This window comes from Clostridium hydrogeniformans DSM 21757 (assembly GCF_000686705.1).
Taxonomy (GTDB): domain Bacteria; phylum Bacillota; class Clostridia; order Clostridiales; family Clostridiaceae; genus Clostridium_Z; species Clostridium_Z hydrogeniformans.
This window is the reverse complement of sequence record NZ_JMLJ01000007.1, coordinates 1-17,001: the sequence shown is the minus strand read 5'-3', so window position 1 is coordinate 17,001 and position 17,001 is coordinate 1. Positions and strand designations below refer to the sequence as shown.

The window sequence follows — 17,001 nt, the reverse complement described above, 5'->3', positions numbered from 1 at the left end:
TTTTAATTCAGTTTATATAAAAATACAATGATCCTACACTTTATCCCATTTCCAGCCATTGATCCCAGCACCTACTTCAAAATGATATTTAACAATTCCAATATCCAATTTTGTATAAAACCCTCTTAAAGCTTTTGCCCTTACTACATTTCCATCTAGTGTAATTAAAAATTTCTGTTGATTTGTAGCAGTCGGTGCAAGTTGTGTAGCTCCCATCCCTCTTTTAAACCAATCAGGTATTTCCCCATCTACATTACAAAGTTCTTCTATTGATTTTGTCTTACGAGTAATTCCAGGTGTCTCCCCATATCCTAGTGCAATTACACAATGCAGTTTCTCACCTTTTTCTATTTTACAGTTAGTTTTTGATTTACTAAAGGTAAGTGCTACCCAACATGTATTAAGTCCTAGCTGAGATGCCTTTAATACAATCTTTTCCCCATAATAGCCAGCCTTTTCTTCAAAATCTTTTCCTTTTTTAGTTACTATAGCAATATAGTTATTTACATTTTTAAACTTTCCGTAATGTGCCATAAAACTATCAAATGCCTGTGGTTCATCAAGGCATAGCTGAATATTCATACCAACTTTATTATTACATTCTTCAATTATTTTTATTAATTCTTTTTCTACATCTTCCTCAATTTTACGATCAGTGTATGTGCGTACAGAATGACGTGCTTTCATTGCTTCTAATATATCCATTTCCATCATAAACACCTCCTATTTACACTTTGTCTATTTTATAAACTGTAGTTGAATTTACAATTTAATGTCTACATTGTAATCATCATCTATTAAAATATAATTACAGTCATTCTTTTGACACATATCAAAATTTAGGGCGTTTTCCTCAATTAACATTTCTTTCGTGCAAAATGAATCATCTATACGTTGTTCTATTACATTAGCACAATCTTTGATGTTATCAAAATGCTCATTGATATATTTTTCAGTCATAACAAGGCAGTAATATTGAATTTTTTTCAGGTATTCTTTCTCAAAACTGTTTTTCCAGTCAAAGGGAATATAGCAGCCTTCAATGATAATATTTTGATTATTTTCAATATTTGTTTTGATAATCTCCCTAATAATAGGCCAAAGATAATCTGTTAAATCTGCATCATCTTCTGGTGTCAACGCTGTATTTCCACTTCGGATAAGTCCCATTTTCAAATGATCAATACACATATACGGAAACTTGTATTTTTCAAGTAATTTTTGTGCCAGTAATGTTTTTCCTGAATGCGAACAACCCGTAATTAAAATAATCATATTTCCTCCATAAAGTCATATTTGTCTATTAGTCAAATAGATTTTTTACTATGCTTTACTAAAAATTATAACATAAGCTAAGAATACTTTTATATCATTTCTTTATGTTACAGATTAATTTTTTCTAATTATTTTGTTTCTCCACACATATGTTCACCGCACCGTAAGGCAAACACTTCTCCTTTTACAATATAACCATTTTAATTTCCATTTCAAATTTTGATTATATTTTTCTCAAAAAATAAGATAGGCTTTTAAACCTATCCTGTTGTTTGCATTTCTTAATTCCCTATACATATAAGAGCTTCTATATCATCATCATTTTTATCCTACTGCTTTCAATATATTCACCTACAAAAATTGGAATTTTGGAGTTTCATATCTTCCCATTCCTTTTCACTTATCCTTGTTCCCTCAGGAACTTGTTCTAATCACTGATTTTGCTCTTGATAAATATCAATATATTTATTTTCTGCTGATGCTAAGCGTTGCATATCTTTATAGTAATTATCAAACTTAAAGGGGACCTTTTCTAATATTTTTATAACTATTTCTTTTCCACTTTGCACCGCAGCCATTAGCTGTAAATTTGTATGATTTTCATTCATCAACTTAGTTATATGTCCCCTAGCGCTAAACATTCTCTGGTATATACTGGCTGTGCGTCCTACATACACACATCTCATTTCTTTATCTTTCACAAAAATGCCGTAAATACCTCTAATCGGATTATTAACATCTTTAATTTCTTCAGCAAGAATAATTTTTTTCTGTTTATCTAACCATGCTAAACTTTTATTTTTATTTATCATTTTTTCCCCTTTCATTCTCCTCTACAAATTCCTATTTATCTATCTACATTTTCCAAAAATTAATTAAAATAATTATAACACAAACCAATGCTACTATTTATATTAACAGCTTTATTTCAATATCTTATAACTTTCTAATAATTTTGGTTCTCCACAGATATACTTCACCTTACTATAAGTAAAAAAGGCTAGTTTTTCACATATACGATATAGTTAATATTATCTCAAATTCAAGTTTTAATTTAATTTTTATATAAGTATAGCCATTAAAACTTAATTAATTTTTACTAGCTACTTCTTAAATATATTATTTGTCCAATTATAAGTATTTTTTTCAGCCCATATTATCTTACCATGCTTTAAATATATAATTTATCTTAATACTTCTGTATTATCATATACATTTACTTCATCACATATTTCAATTACATCATTTAGATGCCTTCCAAAATATATTCCTTTATTAACTTAACAGCTTCTCTTGTACATTTCATTTGAAGATTATTTTCCATTATCGTATTCATAGTGCTTGCATATTGATTGCTTTTTAACCCCTATAATCATCATTATTTATTTAATATTTAATCTATTTTATAAATGCTAGTATTTCTTATTGTAGCTCTTAAAAACTTAAAGTCAATAATTTTAATATATTTCTCTCCTATTCCTGGCTCTAAATATTAATAAATCCTTAGCAATACAATTTCATATTGCCAAGGATTTTATTATGTAGAAAAGGCACTAGCCTTAATTTCTTAATATTTATTTTTATCTTTTAGCTTATTCTTGTTAAAGTTAAGGCTTCTTTCTTTCCAACAATAATAGGAACTTTCTCCACTTCAACATTACTAGTATCTATACCAAACCATTTTGCTGGCGAAACAGTTAATTTCTTAATTAATAACTTCACACTTGTAATAAAGCTATCCCACCTAGAAAGTTCACTTTCATTAGAAAGTATTTCTTCTAATAATACAAATTTAAAATCTCCCACAACACATTTATTATTATTGCTAATCATATATTCCTTAGGAGTAAATTTCACTTCACCACTACAAGCAAGCTCTTGAATAACCTGATATAAAAAGACATTGATCTTTTGGTCAATACGGAATCCTAGGTTAAATTGAATGCTAAATGCTTCATTTGGTACAATTGTTTTTACACTATATTCTTTTGTATATGGTTCATCTGTTACTCTGACATTTATAAACCAATAATACTTTGCACGTTTAGGCTGCTTATTAAATAGAGAGAAAGCTATTTTTCTTTCAACTTCCTTATAATTTTGTGACTCAGTTAAATATACAAGATTAGTTGCATAAAGAGGTAGCTCTTTATCCTCCTTTAAAGACTTAAAGTGCTTTTCATAAGAGAATATATTAACATATTGGTTAAACCTTTTTCTTATAACTGTGCCATAAATCCAAATATACATAAGGAATATAAGTGCTCCAGCAATTACAATTGTTACATATCCACCATTTACAAACTTAAATAAATTAGCATATAAGAAAGCACTTTCTATTACCATGAATATAACAAATATTAATATTGACATAACTTTTTTTTGCTTATTAAATCTTAGATATTGAGATAATAAAATAGTTGTCATTATCATTGTTATTGTAATTGCAAGCCCATATGCTGCTTCCATATTTTCTGATTTCTGAAACTTTAAAACTAATAATACACATCCAATATAAAGTAAATAGTTTACTGCTGGTATATAAATCTTCCCCTTATCATCATTTGGATATCTAACTTGAAGTTTTGGGAAAAGATTCAACTTAATAGCCTCAGAAACTAATGTAAATGATCCTGTTATAAGCGCTTGACTAGCAATTATTGCTGCAATAGTTGCTATTATTGTTCCTGGTATAACAAACCAACTAGGCATAATTAAAAAGAATGGATTATCTTTAATTATGCTTCCTTCTCTTAACATAAGCCAAGCCCCTTGACCTAGATAATTTATTACTAAAGATATTTTTACAAATATCCATGTATAATGAATGTTTCTTTTACCACAATGACCAAGATCTGAGTAAAGTGCCTCTGCTCCAGTAGTACAAAGAAATACTGCTCCTAAAATATATACACTTTGAGGACTTGTTACTAATAACTTAATACCATAATAAGGATTTATCGCCCTTACTATTTCAGTATATTGTAATATTTGAGTAAATCCTAGAATTAACAACATTGAAAACCATATAACCATCATGGGACCAAATACTTTTCCTATTATATCTGTTCCAAATCTTTGCAATAAAAATAACACTGTTAATATACTTATTACAATTATAATTATACTCCTTGTTTCTATTGGAAAAACTAAAGTTAATCCTTCTATTGCTGATGTTACTGTAACAGGTGGCGTAATCATTCCATCAGCAAGCAATGTTGCCCCTCCTATAACAGCAGGTCCAATGAGCCATTTCGCATTTTTTCTTACAAGAGTATATAGTGAAAATATTCCACCTTCACCTTTATTATCTGCTTCTAAGGTTAACATTACATACTTTATTGTTGTTTGAAGTGTTAACGTCCAGATTACAAGAGATACTCCACCTAAAATAAGATCCTTTGATACATATCCATTATTTACTCCAAGCATTGATTTCATAACATAGAGTGGTGACGTCCCTATATCCCCATATACAATGCCTAATGCTACTAAAAGAGATGCTATACTAATTTTTTTATTCATTTCCTTATAAATTCCTTCCTGTATCTGTTAAAAATAAATCTGTCTAAACAATTATATTCCTCACTTCATTTGCTGTCTATATTATTAAATATATATTTAACATAAAAATAACCCTTTTTTTAATAAGAACTCTTCAAGAACTTATCCTAAAATTTGTGGTAAAGCTGATGTATACCTTATCATATTAATATAACTAAAATTTAGTAATAACATACTATTAACAATATACTTTTATCTTACAACTACAAATTTATCAAAATCTACTATGTTTTACTAAAAACACATTTAAATTCATAACAAATCTTAATATATTAAGGTCTATCTTCATATGCCATATTCTCACCTATCTTTTTTATAAAATAAAAAAGATAGGCTCTGCCTCGCTACTGCTCTAGGCTCTGATCTTCGCTTAATTTTTACTTTAAATTATCTTTTTACTTCTAATATATTTCACTTCATCTTTTATATAATCAGCTTTTAAAAGCAACTGATTACAGTTAGGACATCTTACTTCATTAATACTAATTACCTACTTTTAAATATTAAAATAGCACCTACTACTTAGTAAGTGCTATTTTATAAATATATTTTAACTTTCTAATTTTGAGAAGTTACTATTTGCAACATCGATAATATTGTTTGAGCAACTTCATATGCACTTTTATACATAAATGAATTAGTTTTAGTAGAAGTTGTTATTAATTTTATATATACATTAGGATTATTCATATCCTTTGTTACAATTTTTATTTTTAATTCACTTATGCTAGTTACACTCTTCCTTTTACCTGTAGTACCACCGACTATAGCACCTACATCTCCAAATAATACCCCTCCAGTAATAGCTCTTCCTAATCCACCTTTAGTTTCAATAGTTTCACCATTTTCAAGTAATGTATAATCTAAAATATCTGAGTAATTTAATATTCTAGGTTTAAATTTAGGAGATATTAAAATTTGCTTTGTATTGTCATTAAATTTTATATATCCACCAACTTCGCTAGTTGAAACAAAATCCTCAATTTCTTTAGAATATCCACCTTCAATTGAAGATTTTTTGAAACTTCTTGAAGCTATAAAAATTGGTATGCCTACTACCAATACCATTATACCAGCTGGTGGAAATCCTATAAGAAAGAATATGCCTAATACTATAAAAATTGTTCCCACTATAGAATATAGTCTATAATATCTCTTATATTGCTTTTTAGAATATGTTGTTCCAGCTTTCATGACATAACCTCCCCATATAATATATAATAAATTATACAATATAAAAGGAATATATTACAATACTTTGCTCAAATCACCACATTTGATTAACATTTCTTCTATTTCATCAAGCTTTCCCTTTTCATCCTTACTTATATTAATAGAGATTTTATAAAGTTATTTCATATTTTTATAATAATTTCTTTATCCTTTATTTTACCTAAGTCCATATACCTATAACCCATTATTTTAAATATCTCATTATCTTCTTTAAGAGCCTTAAACTTCCACCAATGTAGATACTCTACATTCTGTAAATCAGCTCCATACTGATCTAAAATACAAAATAAATATAATCATCATCAAATAGTTTATTAACCCTGGATTGTGATAGATTAACTTACTGTCCTATCTCACATTCTTTTTTCTTATCTTTGTATTTTAATTTTAATAACTTTTTAGATTCATCACTTAAAAATCCTATAGTATAATCAATTATGTTGTTATCTTCTTCTAGGCTCCTTATTAGTTCTTCTATACTTGTAATATCTTCTTCTTTTCTAGACTTTTATATTAGTAGATTATCAATTATTTTAATCATAGTCCTCTCCATGTAGCTTATACCATCTAAACTACAAGTAACTCTTTCACTAAACACTATACCTCTACTTTTTATTGGTATACTTATATCTGTATTTTTTATCCTATTTTCTATAGCATCGCTTTGTTGCTCTAATAACTTTATTTTATTTCTAAGGCTATCTATCTTTTTATCTTTACTGAAATAGTTATATAACTTCTTTTCAGTACTTCTAAATAAGTTCCTATCTATAATTATCTCATTACATATAAAAAACCGTATATTCACTTCTGAATAATACGATTTTTAAATAAATATATTTTTAGTTTTATTTTCGTAATAAAAGAATATTGTGAATTAATATAACTTCTGATTATGCTTATTTTGCGGGAGTTAGAGGAACTTATTCATTGATGTATAATTTGATACTCGAAATTCAAGATTTTCATATAATGGTTTCCCTTTTTCAGTCGACATTAAATCAACTGCGGCAACACCTAATAGCTTTGCTTCCGATAAAAGTTCAGTCATAACTTTCGTTGCAATGCCTTTTCCTCTATATTTAGGGTATGTAAAAACATTGTATACCGTACCTACAAGATATGATGAAAACGCTATTATCGGAGGTCTTTCCACGATTGACATAAATGCAGTTGCTAATACTTCATTTTCATTCTCGGCAATGATAGCAATAAACCCCTTGTTAAGGTGTTGAGTAAAATATTCTTCTAACTTCGTTCTAATATCTTGCACTTCTTCCGAAGAAGACACACCTTTTTCTGCAAACAGGTAATCCATACGAATCTTTATGAGGAGGTCAATATCCTCTTTAACCGTTTTTCTTACTTTCATGTTTTGCACCACCTTATATTTATAATCTTCAGTTCGCACTTTAAAACTATTATGAATCAATTATAACATATTTTTACAATACCCTACTATTCAATTTTCAAAGAATCCTTGCAACTGATTATCATATAACAATATAACCATAACCTATACCTATACTTCATACAGTGTTATTTACTTGAATTAATAAATAAAAATACCGCATATCCTATTCTAAATAATACGGTATTTTAAGAAAATTTTCACTTTCAGTATTTTTTTATTGAGACATTTTACATTGCAAAAACTTTATTCTTCGATAAATTTCATCAATTCTTCGTTAAATTTATCTAGCTGGTCATAGAACGATGCATGGCCACTGTATTCAAATGGTATAAGTTTAGAATTTTCAATACTTTGCTTTTGTATTTCACCTAGTTCAAATGGAACAACTTTGTCATGAATTCCATGAATAATTAAAGTTGGAACCTTTATTGTTCCTAGATCAGAAAACAGTACTTCATCTATCCAAGTATTTGCAATAGCTGCAGTTGCCCATCCTGCTGCCTGTAACCCCAATTGAAAGAACCAATCAGAGAAGGGTTGGGTTATATGCTGAAAGAAAAATGTATCTCCGAAATCCCTCAGCATTTTAGGTCTATCAGTATTTGTTCCCTGAATAATTTTGATTATATTTTCTTTTTCTACACCATATGGGAAATCTGGACGTTTAATAAGGCTAGGTGCTGCTGCAGATACAAGAACCAATTTCGATACTCCATACTCTTTATGACGGGCCATATATCTAACAGCCATAGCTCCTCCTGTTGAATGTCCTACCAGTGTGAAATCTTTTAATTTAAGTGCTTCAACTACACATACAACATCATCTGATAATCTATCGTAGCCATATCCTGTAAAAGGCTTATCTGATTGACCAAATCCTCTAGTATCTATTCCGATACATCTGTATCCATGCTTTGGAAGTTGGTTAAACTGATATTCAAATAAATTATGGCTACCAGGCCAGCCATGTAAAAATAGAATTGTTCTTTTCCCTTCTGGATTAATATCCTCTACATAAACTTTCACATTCGGTTCTACTCTAACATAGTATCCCAAACAAATGCCTCCATTAATAAAATTTCTTCATTAATAGATTATTCTTCTAGACATAAATATGTTCATTGCCTATATACTTTTTTAACAATATCATTCAGTTTCCAAAGAACTCTTGCAACTGATTACCATATAATAATATAGGCATAAATCTATACATATAATCCTATATAGTGTATTTACTTGAATGAATACGTAAAAATACCGCATATCCATTTCTGAATAATACAGTCTTTAAATAAAGTATTCAGTTTTATATTTCATGGAAATCAAACTTTTTATATAAATTATAAGCAGGTTTATTATCAGTATGAACATCTAAAAGAATTTCTCTTACATTTCTTATAAACATATCATTTATGCACTTTGATAACAGTGTTGACGCAACGCCCTTATTACGATATTCTGGTGCAACATGTAATCCATAAATGTGTAAAAATTCACTTTCTTGAGGTAGCCCCACCAGTATGCCAATTATTTCTTTACCATCATAAGCGTTTATAATATATCTTTTCGAAAAATTTCCTAAAACATTTTTTTGGAGATTATCAATAAACCTATCAGGACTTTTACCTGCAACATCGGGGTCTAATATTCCCTCTGTAAATTTTGAAAGGCAATACTTTAAACTTTTTTCTAATTCTTTCCCTTCTAAAATTAGTTTATTTACTTGAAATTGAGATTTGACTTCTACTTGTTCAATTAAAATTTTTTTTAATTGCATCTTCATAAATTCTTCCCTCCCCCCATATTGATTTACCATATAAAATAATTTCGACTTAACCAATATGAAAATTATAACATATAAACCATATATTTTAATATGTGTTTTGTAGTAATTCTAAAATACCGCATTATTTAATTTTCAAAAAACACATGTATTATGGCATAAAAAATACCGTATATTCATTTCTGAATAATACGGTATCCTAATATGTTTTTTATTTTTATTTAATAATGTCTGTTTAATAAACTTGATTTTATAAGTTACTGTACACTTATTCCAGATTCAAGAAAAGGTTGTAAGGTTTCTGGATGGCACATTGAAATATATTCGACTTCTTTTAAATTGACAAGTCTTTCAAATCCTGTTACAGAAGATATATTAAAAGAATCGTCCTCTCCATCCCAATCAGGCTGTACAAGAAAATAAACATCATTTCCACCATCGAAACATAATTCCGTTACTTTTCTTAAGTCTTCTTCAGTTAATACAATTTTCTCAAAAAAAGTAAGTATTTCTTTAATAATTCCTTTATTGACATACCATTCATAAGAGTCAATATATTTTTCTTTTAAAAGTTTAAGTTTATCTTCAAAACTAGGTTGCTTGTTTAATAAACTATCAATAATAATTAATTTGAAACCAAAATCTTCAAACATACCACTATAATCTTTCATCTTCTTTACCTCCGTCAAATTACAATTTATATGTTCAATTTAAATAAATTATAACATAAGAATAGAAACATAAAGCTATATTCTCATAGAGTGTTATTTATTTAAATTATTAAATAAATACAACGCATATTCATTTCTGAATAATACGGTGTTTTCATCAATAAATATTTAATTTTATCTTCATAATATAAGAACATTAGAATCTAATAAAATTCTGATTACTTTATGGAAAGTGCTTTATCTATTACATCTTGAATCACTTGATGACAACATTTTCCTAATGGATTTTTATTTTGACATTTTGAATTACTCATTGCTCCAGTAATTCTTAAAACTTCTTTCATATTAGTAGCATCATTTTTTAATACTGCATTTATAATCTGTTCTTCTGTTACTTCACTACAATAACATGCATATTTAGGATTTGCATCTTTTTTAAACCATATTGGTACTTTTACTTGATGTTTATTAAATTTCATATTAGATTCTGTATTATAGTAAGTAATATTACAATCCTCGTTCATACATAAAAAATATTCATTATCGTCAATTTGTTCCAATAGCTCATCAATAACCATATGCTTTACTGTAATGTTTTTTACAAAAGCACCTTGTTTTTTACATACAGGACACAAGTGGCTTTTTTCAATTTTACAAGAAGATTTCTTTATATTTATATAACTACTTTTATTTAAAATTGATTTTACCATTGTTTATAACTTCCTTCCATGAATCATTTTCACAATCTATAAATATTACAAATTAATTATAACATTTTTTCTAATACCATATTATTCAATTTTCAAAGAACACATGTATTACGGCATAAAAAATACCGCATATTCTTTTATGAATAATACGGCATTTTCATAAGTATATTTTAATTTCATTTTTCTTATCTTTTCAATAATCTAATCAATAAGCTGGAAATTATAACTTTCTTTTCTTATATTTTTCCTTCGCATATTCATATGCCTCTTGAATGAGAGGTTTTAATTCTTCAAAAGTATTTTCAGATGGATTTAATGAACATATCCAGCCCATCCATGCATATACAGGATGGGGAATAATTCGATTTGTTATGGAAAAATCATAGTTCATATCTACTATTCCACCTTTGATTGGACGTTTAGGTATTATATCAAACATTTTAATAAAAGTATTTTTACGCACTCCTAAATTTACACGATATATGTTTTCTCTGTCTAAATTTGAGCTTTGATCATTTTCTCCATCTTTCTCTTTTAGTGTCAAAATATAAACCCCACGCTTTAGTTTGTTATGAGGGTTATAAAATATTCCTCTTTCTCCCCAACTGTTAACCAAAACTGTCCCCTCTAAATTTTCAAGGCAGTATCTTAAAATTTCATCTGGTGTCATATCCATACCTCTCTTTAAATTCAAATTTATATAACTCAAAATTAATATTATTATAAATCTATTATATAATATTTTTCAAATACTGCATTATTCAGTTTTCAAAGAACCTTTACAACTGATTACCATATGATAATTCAAGCATAAACCTCCACTCCCATACAGTGTTATTTAAATTAGCACATAAAAATACCGAATATTCTTTTCTTAATAATACGGTATTTAAGTTAAATTATTTGTTTTTTTATTTTAATTCTTAGATAAGAAAGATATCCATTTAAAATATATAGTATGCTACATTATATAAATTTATAAATTAGTGAGATTTTTAATAATGGTTTTATCTGTAGGTTTTCTAATCATATCAATGATAATTAAAAATAAGACTATAATTTGAATTATCATCATCGTAATAGTATATTTATTCCATTTTTGATGGTATTACTTTATTAACAGCTCAAACATTTTTCTTTTAAAACTTTTATTATCTAAAGTTTTACACACCTTTGCATTTGGCTTATTATTTGTAAACCCGTTAGATACAGCCGGAAAACTTCCATCATCTATAATAACTTGTCCATAAGTAGCAGTTTCCTTAGTACAGACATAGCAATAACAATTTAGTGCTTCTAAAACAATGCTATCCCAAAGCACTACCCCCATTGCTACAGCATCAGGCAAATCAACAATGTGTTCTCCACATCTATTTAAATTATAATGGAGCAATGATTTATTACACTTAACAGAAAATTCAGCTTCTTCTTTACCACTAGCCATTAACATTTCCATATCTTCTTTATTTAAAGCTGCATCACCAAGACAAACATCAAAACCGATTATTGTAATTGGAATCTTAGAGTTCAACATAACGCTATAAGCTTCAGCATCAACATATACATTAAATTCAGCAACTGGTGTAGTATTACCACGACCAAACCCTGAAGTTCCCATAGTATAAATATGTTTAACTTTTTTCATAGTAATAGGATCTTTCATAATAGCCAAAGCAATATTTGTAGCAGGTCCTATTGCTACAAGTTCAACTTCACCTGGATACGCATTAACAATTTTTAAAATAGCATCAACAGCATGCTCTTTTTCAGGTTGTAAAGAAGGATGAATCAAATCACAATCTCCCATTCCATCATTTCCATGCACATTTACTGCTGTAACTAAATCACCCCTTAATGGTTTAGTTGCTCCAACATATAAAGGTGGTTTTTGTCCATTTCCAACTTCTATTGTCATCAATGCATTTAATGTTGCAAGATGAAGTGGAACATTACCACATACTGTTGTTATAGCCTCCACCTTAACTTCACTAGATTTTAAAGCCATAATAATTGCAACTGCATCATCACTACCACAATCTGTATCAATAATAATTCTTCTCATTTTAATCCTCCTTAAATAAATGATAAACAAATCTTTTGTTGACTATAGTATATTCGTTATAATATACTTTAAAAAGGTCAAATGACCAAAATGATAAAAAAATAATCTTAATATATTAGTTAAAAAGGAGAAAAAATGAATCTTAAAGAATTAGTTGAAAATGCACCTGATAACGTAAAAAAATCATTTATTTATAGACAACATTCTAAAGACAGCTCTATAATATTACCTGGAGAAGAAAATGATTATCTATTTATACTAATAAGTGGAAGTGCTAATGTTATAATGCATAGTTTTTCAGGAGCTATGTTAACATTTTTCACATATCAAGCATATAGTTGTTTTGGTGAATTAGAGCTCTTTAATAAAAATACAAAAACTTTTTATATAAAAAGTCAAACAAATTGTGAGACTATTTTAGTCCCTAAAAATAATGTCTTTGAATGGATGAGATTAGATTTTGAGTTTACTAAATATTTGATAGAGCAGCTTACGGAAAAATTAATTAAAAGTTCTAATACACTTATTAATATATCTCTTCTAAGTATTAAAGACAGATTATTGAATAATATTTACTCACATTATTTAGCTAATGATTTATCAATTTTAACAAAACAAATAATATGTTCTGAAACTTCCATTCCTTTGCGAAGTTTGAATAGAGCTATTTCAGAATGTAAATCTGAAGGTTTTATTGATTTTAAAGATAAGAGATTTCAAATATTATCAATCTCTAGACTTGAGTCATATTGTAAATCTATAATGTAGTTTTTTGTACTAGTATAAAGTAATGAACAAATTAAGGTATATTAAATATTATTTAATATACCTTAATCTGCTCACCATCGAAAATGATAGAATCATTATTAACTACTACTTAATGAATAATTTTTATTTTTAATTTTTATCTATTTTTCTATTGTCCCATCTCCAACAAGTACATCTTTATCATAAAATTATGAAGCTTTCCATGTACTTCTTCCAACTACTCTATTTATACTTAGCTATATTCCATTTGGACTCTTCTTAAATTAATATATTAAGTTATAAAAAGAGATATGGCATTATTCCATATCTCTCTTACTTTTTGTTATATTATGTGTTAATGTTAAACTAAAAGTATAATCAAATATTATACTTTACTATATTTCATGTATTAAGTCTTTCTTTGAATCTGTTTTAAATAAATTATTATAGATATAATTACCAATAAAAATACCAGCTACATTAAGTATGATATCCATTATATCACTAATTCTGAAGCTAGCTGCAAGATTAAAGTACCCCTCTAAGTATTGCAATAATTCAATAGTAAATGATACTGTCAATGCCAAAATAAACAAAGGTTTTATTTCAGCAAATTTTTTATAGCCAATAATCGGTAAAAAAACTGCCAGTGGCGAAAGCAGGACTAGATTCCCTATAATATTCTTGAATCCAATCATATTGGTTAAATTTATACCATTAAGTGGATTTAAGTTTAGAGTTGGTTTAAAAATATGATCTGGGCTAACTCCATCTGATATTTTTATTTTTATAGGTAGCAATGTCAATCCAATGACAAATAAAATATATGCCCAAAATAAAATATATAAAAGTTCTTTCTTAAAAAACTTTTTGTCAAACTTTGTTTTTTTTACGATAGCTTTTATAAATCTATAAGTAATCCATATAATAGCAAATACAAGAGCTATCAATCTTAACTCTAAATATAAGTACATTTTTTATTTTTAATGGTTATGAAATTTACCAGATATATGTTGTGTTGAACCTGCATTACCACCTCTACCAATAAAGAAATAACTATCAGAGCTTCTATCAACTTTCCATTTATAAGATCCTGAACCATATATCGCTACTTCACCATAACCATATGAAACTAATCCTGATTTTCTTCTCAAGTCAAGATATTTTGTTCCAGGACCACTAACAGATGTAGCTTCTAAAGTAACGTCTCCCGCCGTTAAACTATAATATTTTCCACTCTTACTTCCATCAATAATACCTCTTCCATTATCATATGTGTCCCAAGTCATACTTACGCCAGCACCACTATCAGCAAAAGCTGTAAGTGTATTTCCTAATAAAACCCCTCCACATAATAACATCGCTAAAATTTTCTTTTTCATCCTTATTCCTCCTAATATTGTTTATTTTTGACATAGGTAAAATATAACAATAAAAGTTATATAATTCAACTGCTTCATACTAATAAATTCATAAATTATAATATAACATTTCTGAAATTCAATATTAACTTAGTATAAAAAGATAGATTTAGATAAATATTTATGGTAAAAATTGTTTTTTAATTAATTTTTATATTTAAATTAATTTTTATATTTAAATTGATTAATTTTAATACTTATATTAATATCTTCCCTATTTAGATTTCTCCCCAATTACCTAACCTCTCTTTTATTTCTTTACACTTTTCTATAGGTAATTTGCCAGTTCTTAGTTTAATTCCCCAGCTAAGATGTTCTACATATACTTGCGGAGCATCATAGAAGAATTTATTAATAGCTCCTTTAACCTCATATTCCTCTGGAACTTCTGCAAATCCTCCTGTTATAACATATACTTCCTTATTTTCTTCTAATGATATATTAGGGTCTATTGCATTACATATATATCTAGATAACTTTTCCCAAGGTATAGGGCTCAATATATTTATGTCTTTTTCGCTATCGCAAAATATAGTCTCAAATATAATGGATGGAGCTACGCTCGCTCTAAGATCATGAAGACCAGTACTAACCTTATAAAACCCAAGTTTCTCATAATTATTTACAAGTCTTTAAGCCAATAAATAAGACTTGCTAATTATAGAATATACCCACGCTTCAGTCTCATATGCACTTCCATTATAAGCATTCATATGCACTGTTAAATATAAATCTACATTATTATTGTTAGCTTTATTACTACCTTCCGTAAGTTCTGCATTAGCAGTATTTGCACTATTATTACAATCAACAACAGTATGTCCATTGATAACTAATATATTTCTTACTTGTTTATATAAATCTTGCATTTATAAATACTCATCTCTTAATCCTATTGCTCTTTTGCAGTTGCTACTGTGTCCGCCTCTTAAGTCTATCTTCATAATATTCTCTCCCTTATCCTTAAAATAAAAAAAATCTCTAACTTTTAATAAGCTAAAGACTTTAATATTTGTAAACTAAGTTTTATTTAAATAATTCTCTGAATATATGTTCTAAAATATATAGTACAATATTCTTTTCAGTCATATCATACATTACTACAACATGAAAATTTAGTCTCCTCTCGAAGGTATATTTAATTCACATAATCGTCCTTACCACATGTCAATACCAAGTGTCCACCTAATATCTTAACTGAGTTTTCTAAAGTATCCATTACCTACTTCCTGGGTAATATCTGTACACAAAGTTACATCTAAATTAGTTAATAGATATTATAATGTTGTAGAGCTCCTGTTATACTTAGTGCTAACATAGGCTTACCACTAGGTGCAGTATTTCCCATAGGATATAATAAAAAGAGTACCTCGTCTGTCCTCGAAAACCAAACTATTGTGTCATTAGATAACTCCGTAATCTCTAGTATTAGTAAAAGCATCAGTAAGAAAAATTATAATTGGTGTTTTTATACTCCAAAAAACCATAAGTTCTAATAGAACAATTCCTATTGGAGACACGCTTATTCATATATTAAAAAAACATCAATTATATCAATAAGAAAATAGATTAAAGTATGGTACGTATTATGATAATACTTCCTTTGACTTCTATGATAAAACATATAATTCAAAAGACCTTATTTCAACAAAAGAAAATGTAGAACTCATTTCAACTGAAAGCCTAAAATATTTAAGTAGGGTAGTAAATTATGATCTGGGAATCAGATTTAATTTTCATATGTTAAGACATACTCATGCAACTATGCTACTTGAAAACGGATCTAATTTTAAATATATCCAAAAAAGATTAGGACACTCAAAATTATCTACTACTATGGATACTTATTCTCACGTAACTGAAAAAATGAGTATTAGCACAGTTGATATATTTGAAAATGTTATAAAATAATTTGCCACCATACTATAATTTATGGTGACAAATCGGTGGCAAATGCTATATTTTAGTTCTAAGAATATCTTCAAACCATTGGTATTACTTAACTAGCTTAACTACCGTCTCAACATGAGGTGTGTCTTGAATTATTAAGTTTTAGAATAATTTGTTATATTTTGATTAATTATTCCTTAGCATATTTTGGTTTTTATGAAATAATTACAT

The 17,001-nt window shown here is 27.7% G+C and carries 20 protein-coding genes; 2 read left to right on the top strand and 18 right to left on the bottom strand.

What is annotated here, in order from left to right; genetic code table 11:
- Positions 1–33 precede the first annotated feature (33 nt).
- From BR69_RS0104110 to BR69_RS0104050, 14 genes are all read right to left on the bottom strand, one after another.
- Positions 34–714, bottom strand: a complete 681-nt coding sequence (locus BR69_RS0104110; RefSeq protein WP_341349673.1) for a nitroreductase family protein — start codon at positions 712–714, stop codon at positions 34–36.
- Positions 715–762: 48 nt separating this feature from the next.
- Positions 763–1,275 carry an adenylate kinase gene (locus BR69_RS0104105; protein ID WP_027632057.1) on the bottom strand — a complete coding sequence of 171 codons (513 nt, stop codon included), beginning with the start codon at positions 1,273–1,275 and terminating at the stop codon, positions 763–765.
- Between the two features lie 431 nt (positions 1,276–1,706).
- The gene (locus BR69_RS19855) at positions 1,707–2,087 is read right to left on the bottom strand and encodes a hypothetical protein (RefSeq protein WP_160169934.1); all 381 of its coding nucleotides are present in this window, start codon (positions 2,085–2,087) and stop codon (positions 1,707–1,709) included.
- A 775-nt stretch (positions 2,088–2,862) separates the two neighbouring features.
- Positions 2,863–4,800, bottom strand: coding sequence for a KUP/HAK/KT family potassium transporter (locus BR69_RS0104095; protein WP_027632056.1), 1,938 nt, complete (start codon positions 4,798–4,800; stop codon positions 2,863–2,865).
- Positions 4,801–5,397: 597 nt separating this feature from the next.
- Positions 5,398–6,033 (bottom strand): hypothetical protein, encoded by a 636-nt coding sequence (locus BR69_RS19850; RefSeq protein ID WP_051623481.1) that lies wholly within the window; start codon positions 6,031–6,033, stop codon positions 5,398–5,400.
- Between the two features lie 161 nt (positions 6,034–6,194).
- A complete protein-coding gene (locus BR69_RS22115) occupies positions 6,195–6,353 on the bottom strand; it encodes a Gp15 family bacteriophage protein (RefSeq protein WP_242840658.1) in 159 nt (52 codons plus the stop codon).
- 227 nt (positions 6,354–6,580) lie between these two features.
- Positions 6,581–6,880, bottom strand: a complete 300-nt coding sequence (locus tag BR69_RS21055) for a hypothetical protein (RefSeq protein WP_051623480.1) — start codon at positions 6,878–6,880, stop codon at positions 6,581–6,583.
- Positions 6,881–6,985: 105 nt separating this feature from the next.
- Positions 6,986–7,444, bottom strand: a complete 459-nt coding sequence (locus BR69_RS0104080; RefSeq protein ID WP_027632055.1) for a GNAT family N-acetyltransferase — start codon at positions 7,442–7,444, stop codon at positions 6,986–6,988.
- Between the two features lie 285 nt (positions 7,445–7,729).
- Positions 7,730–8,542 (bottom strand): alpha/beta fold hydrolase, encoded by an 813-nt coding sequence (locus BR69_RS0104075; RefSeq protein ID WP_027632054.1) that lies wholly within the window; start codon positions 8,540–8,542, stop codon positions 7,730–7,732.
- 250 nt (positions 8,543–8,792) lie between these two features.
- Entirely contained in the window at positions 8,793–9,269 is a 477-nt protein-coding gene (locus tag BR69_RS0104070) for a GNAT family N-acetyltransferase (protein ID WP_027632053.1), read from the bottom strand.
- A 257-nt stretch (positions 9,270–9,526) separates the two neighbouring features.
- Complete coding sequence (locus BR69_RS0104065; RefSeq protein WP_034849343.1) at positions 9,527–9,940, bottom strand: DUF6892 domain-containing protein; 414 nt, start codon at positions 9,938–9,940, stop codon at positions 9,527–9,529.
- A 218-nt stretch (positions 9,941–10,158) separates the two neighbouring features.
- Positions 10,159–10,650, bottom strand: coding sequence for a Csac_0668 family 2Fe-2S cluster-binding (seleno)protein (locus BR69_RS0104060; RefSeq protein WP_027632051.1), 492 nt, complete (start codon positions 10,648–10,650; stop codon positions 10,159–10,161).
- A gap of 220 nt (positions 10,651–10,870) precedes the next feature.
- Positions 10,871–11,320: a DUF6194 family protein gene (locus tag BR69_RS0104055; RefSeq protein WP_027632050.1), complete on the bottom strand. Its 450-nt coding sequence runs from the start codon at positions 11,318–11,320 to the stop codon at positions 10,871–10,873.
- 438 nt (positions 11,321–11,758) lie between these two features.
- A complete protein-coding gene (locus BR69_RS0104050; RefSeq protein WP_027632049.1) occupies positions 11,759–12,712 on the bottom strand; it encodes a nucleoside hydrolase in 954 nt (317 codons plus the stop codon).
- A gap of 135 nt (positions 12,713–12,847) precedes the next feature.
- Here BR69_RS0104050 and BR69_RS0104045 point away from each other — a divergent pair, with 135 nt between their 5' ends.
- A complete protein-coding gene (locus tag BR69_RS0104045; protein ID WP_027632048.1) occupies positions 12,848–13,480 on the top strand; it encodes a Crp/Fnr family transcriptional regulator in 633 nt (210 codons plus the stop codon).
- Positions 13,481–13,854: 374 nt separating this feature from the next.
- On the opposite strand, the gene BR69_RS21050 is transcribed toward BR69_RS0104045, so the two are convergent.
- The 4 genes from BR69_RS21050 to BR69_RS21040 all read right to left on the bottom strand — a co-directional run bounded on the left by BR69_RS21050 (position 13,855) and on the right by BR69_RS21040 (position 15,749).
- Positions 13,855–14,409, bottom strand: a complete 555-nt coding sequence (locus BR69_RS21050; protein ID WP_027632047.1) for a VanZ family protein — start codon at positions 14,407–14,409, stop codon at positions 13,855–13,857.
- Positions 14,410–14,442: 33 nt separating this feature from the next.
- Positions 14,443–14,841: a hypothetical protein gene (locus BR69_RS0104035; protein ID WP_027632046.1), complete on the bottom strand. Its 399-nt coding sequence runs from the start codon at positions 14,839–14,841 to the stop codon at positions 14,443–14,445.
- 257 nt (positions 14,842–15,098) lie between these two features.
- Positions 15,099–15,380 (bottom strand): hypothetical protein, encoded by a 282-nt coding sequence (locus BR69_RS21045; protein ID WP_051623479.1) that lies wholly within the window; start codon positions 15,378–15,380, stop codon positions 15,099–15,101.
- Positions 15,381–15,512: 132 nt separating this feature from the next.
- Complete coding sequence (locus BR69_RS21040; protein ID WP_051623478.1) at positions 15,513–15,749, bottom strand: N-acetylmuramoyl-L-alanine amidase CwlD; 237 nt, start codon at positions 15,747–15,749, stop codon at positions 15,513–15,515.
- Positions 15,750–16,521: 772 nt separating this feature from the next.
- Here BR69_RS21040 and BR69_RS22430 point away from each other — a divergent pair.
- A complete protein-coding gene (locus BR69_RS22430) occupies positions 16,522–16,791 on the top strand; it encodes a tyrosine-type recombinase/integrase (RefSeq protein ID WP_423219668.1) in 270 nt (89 codons plus the stop codon).
- Positions 16,792–17,001: the final 210 nt, after the last annotated feature.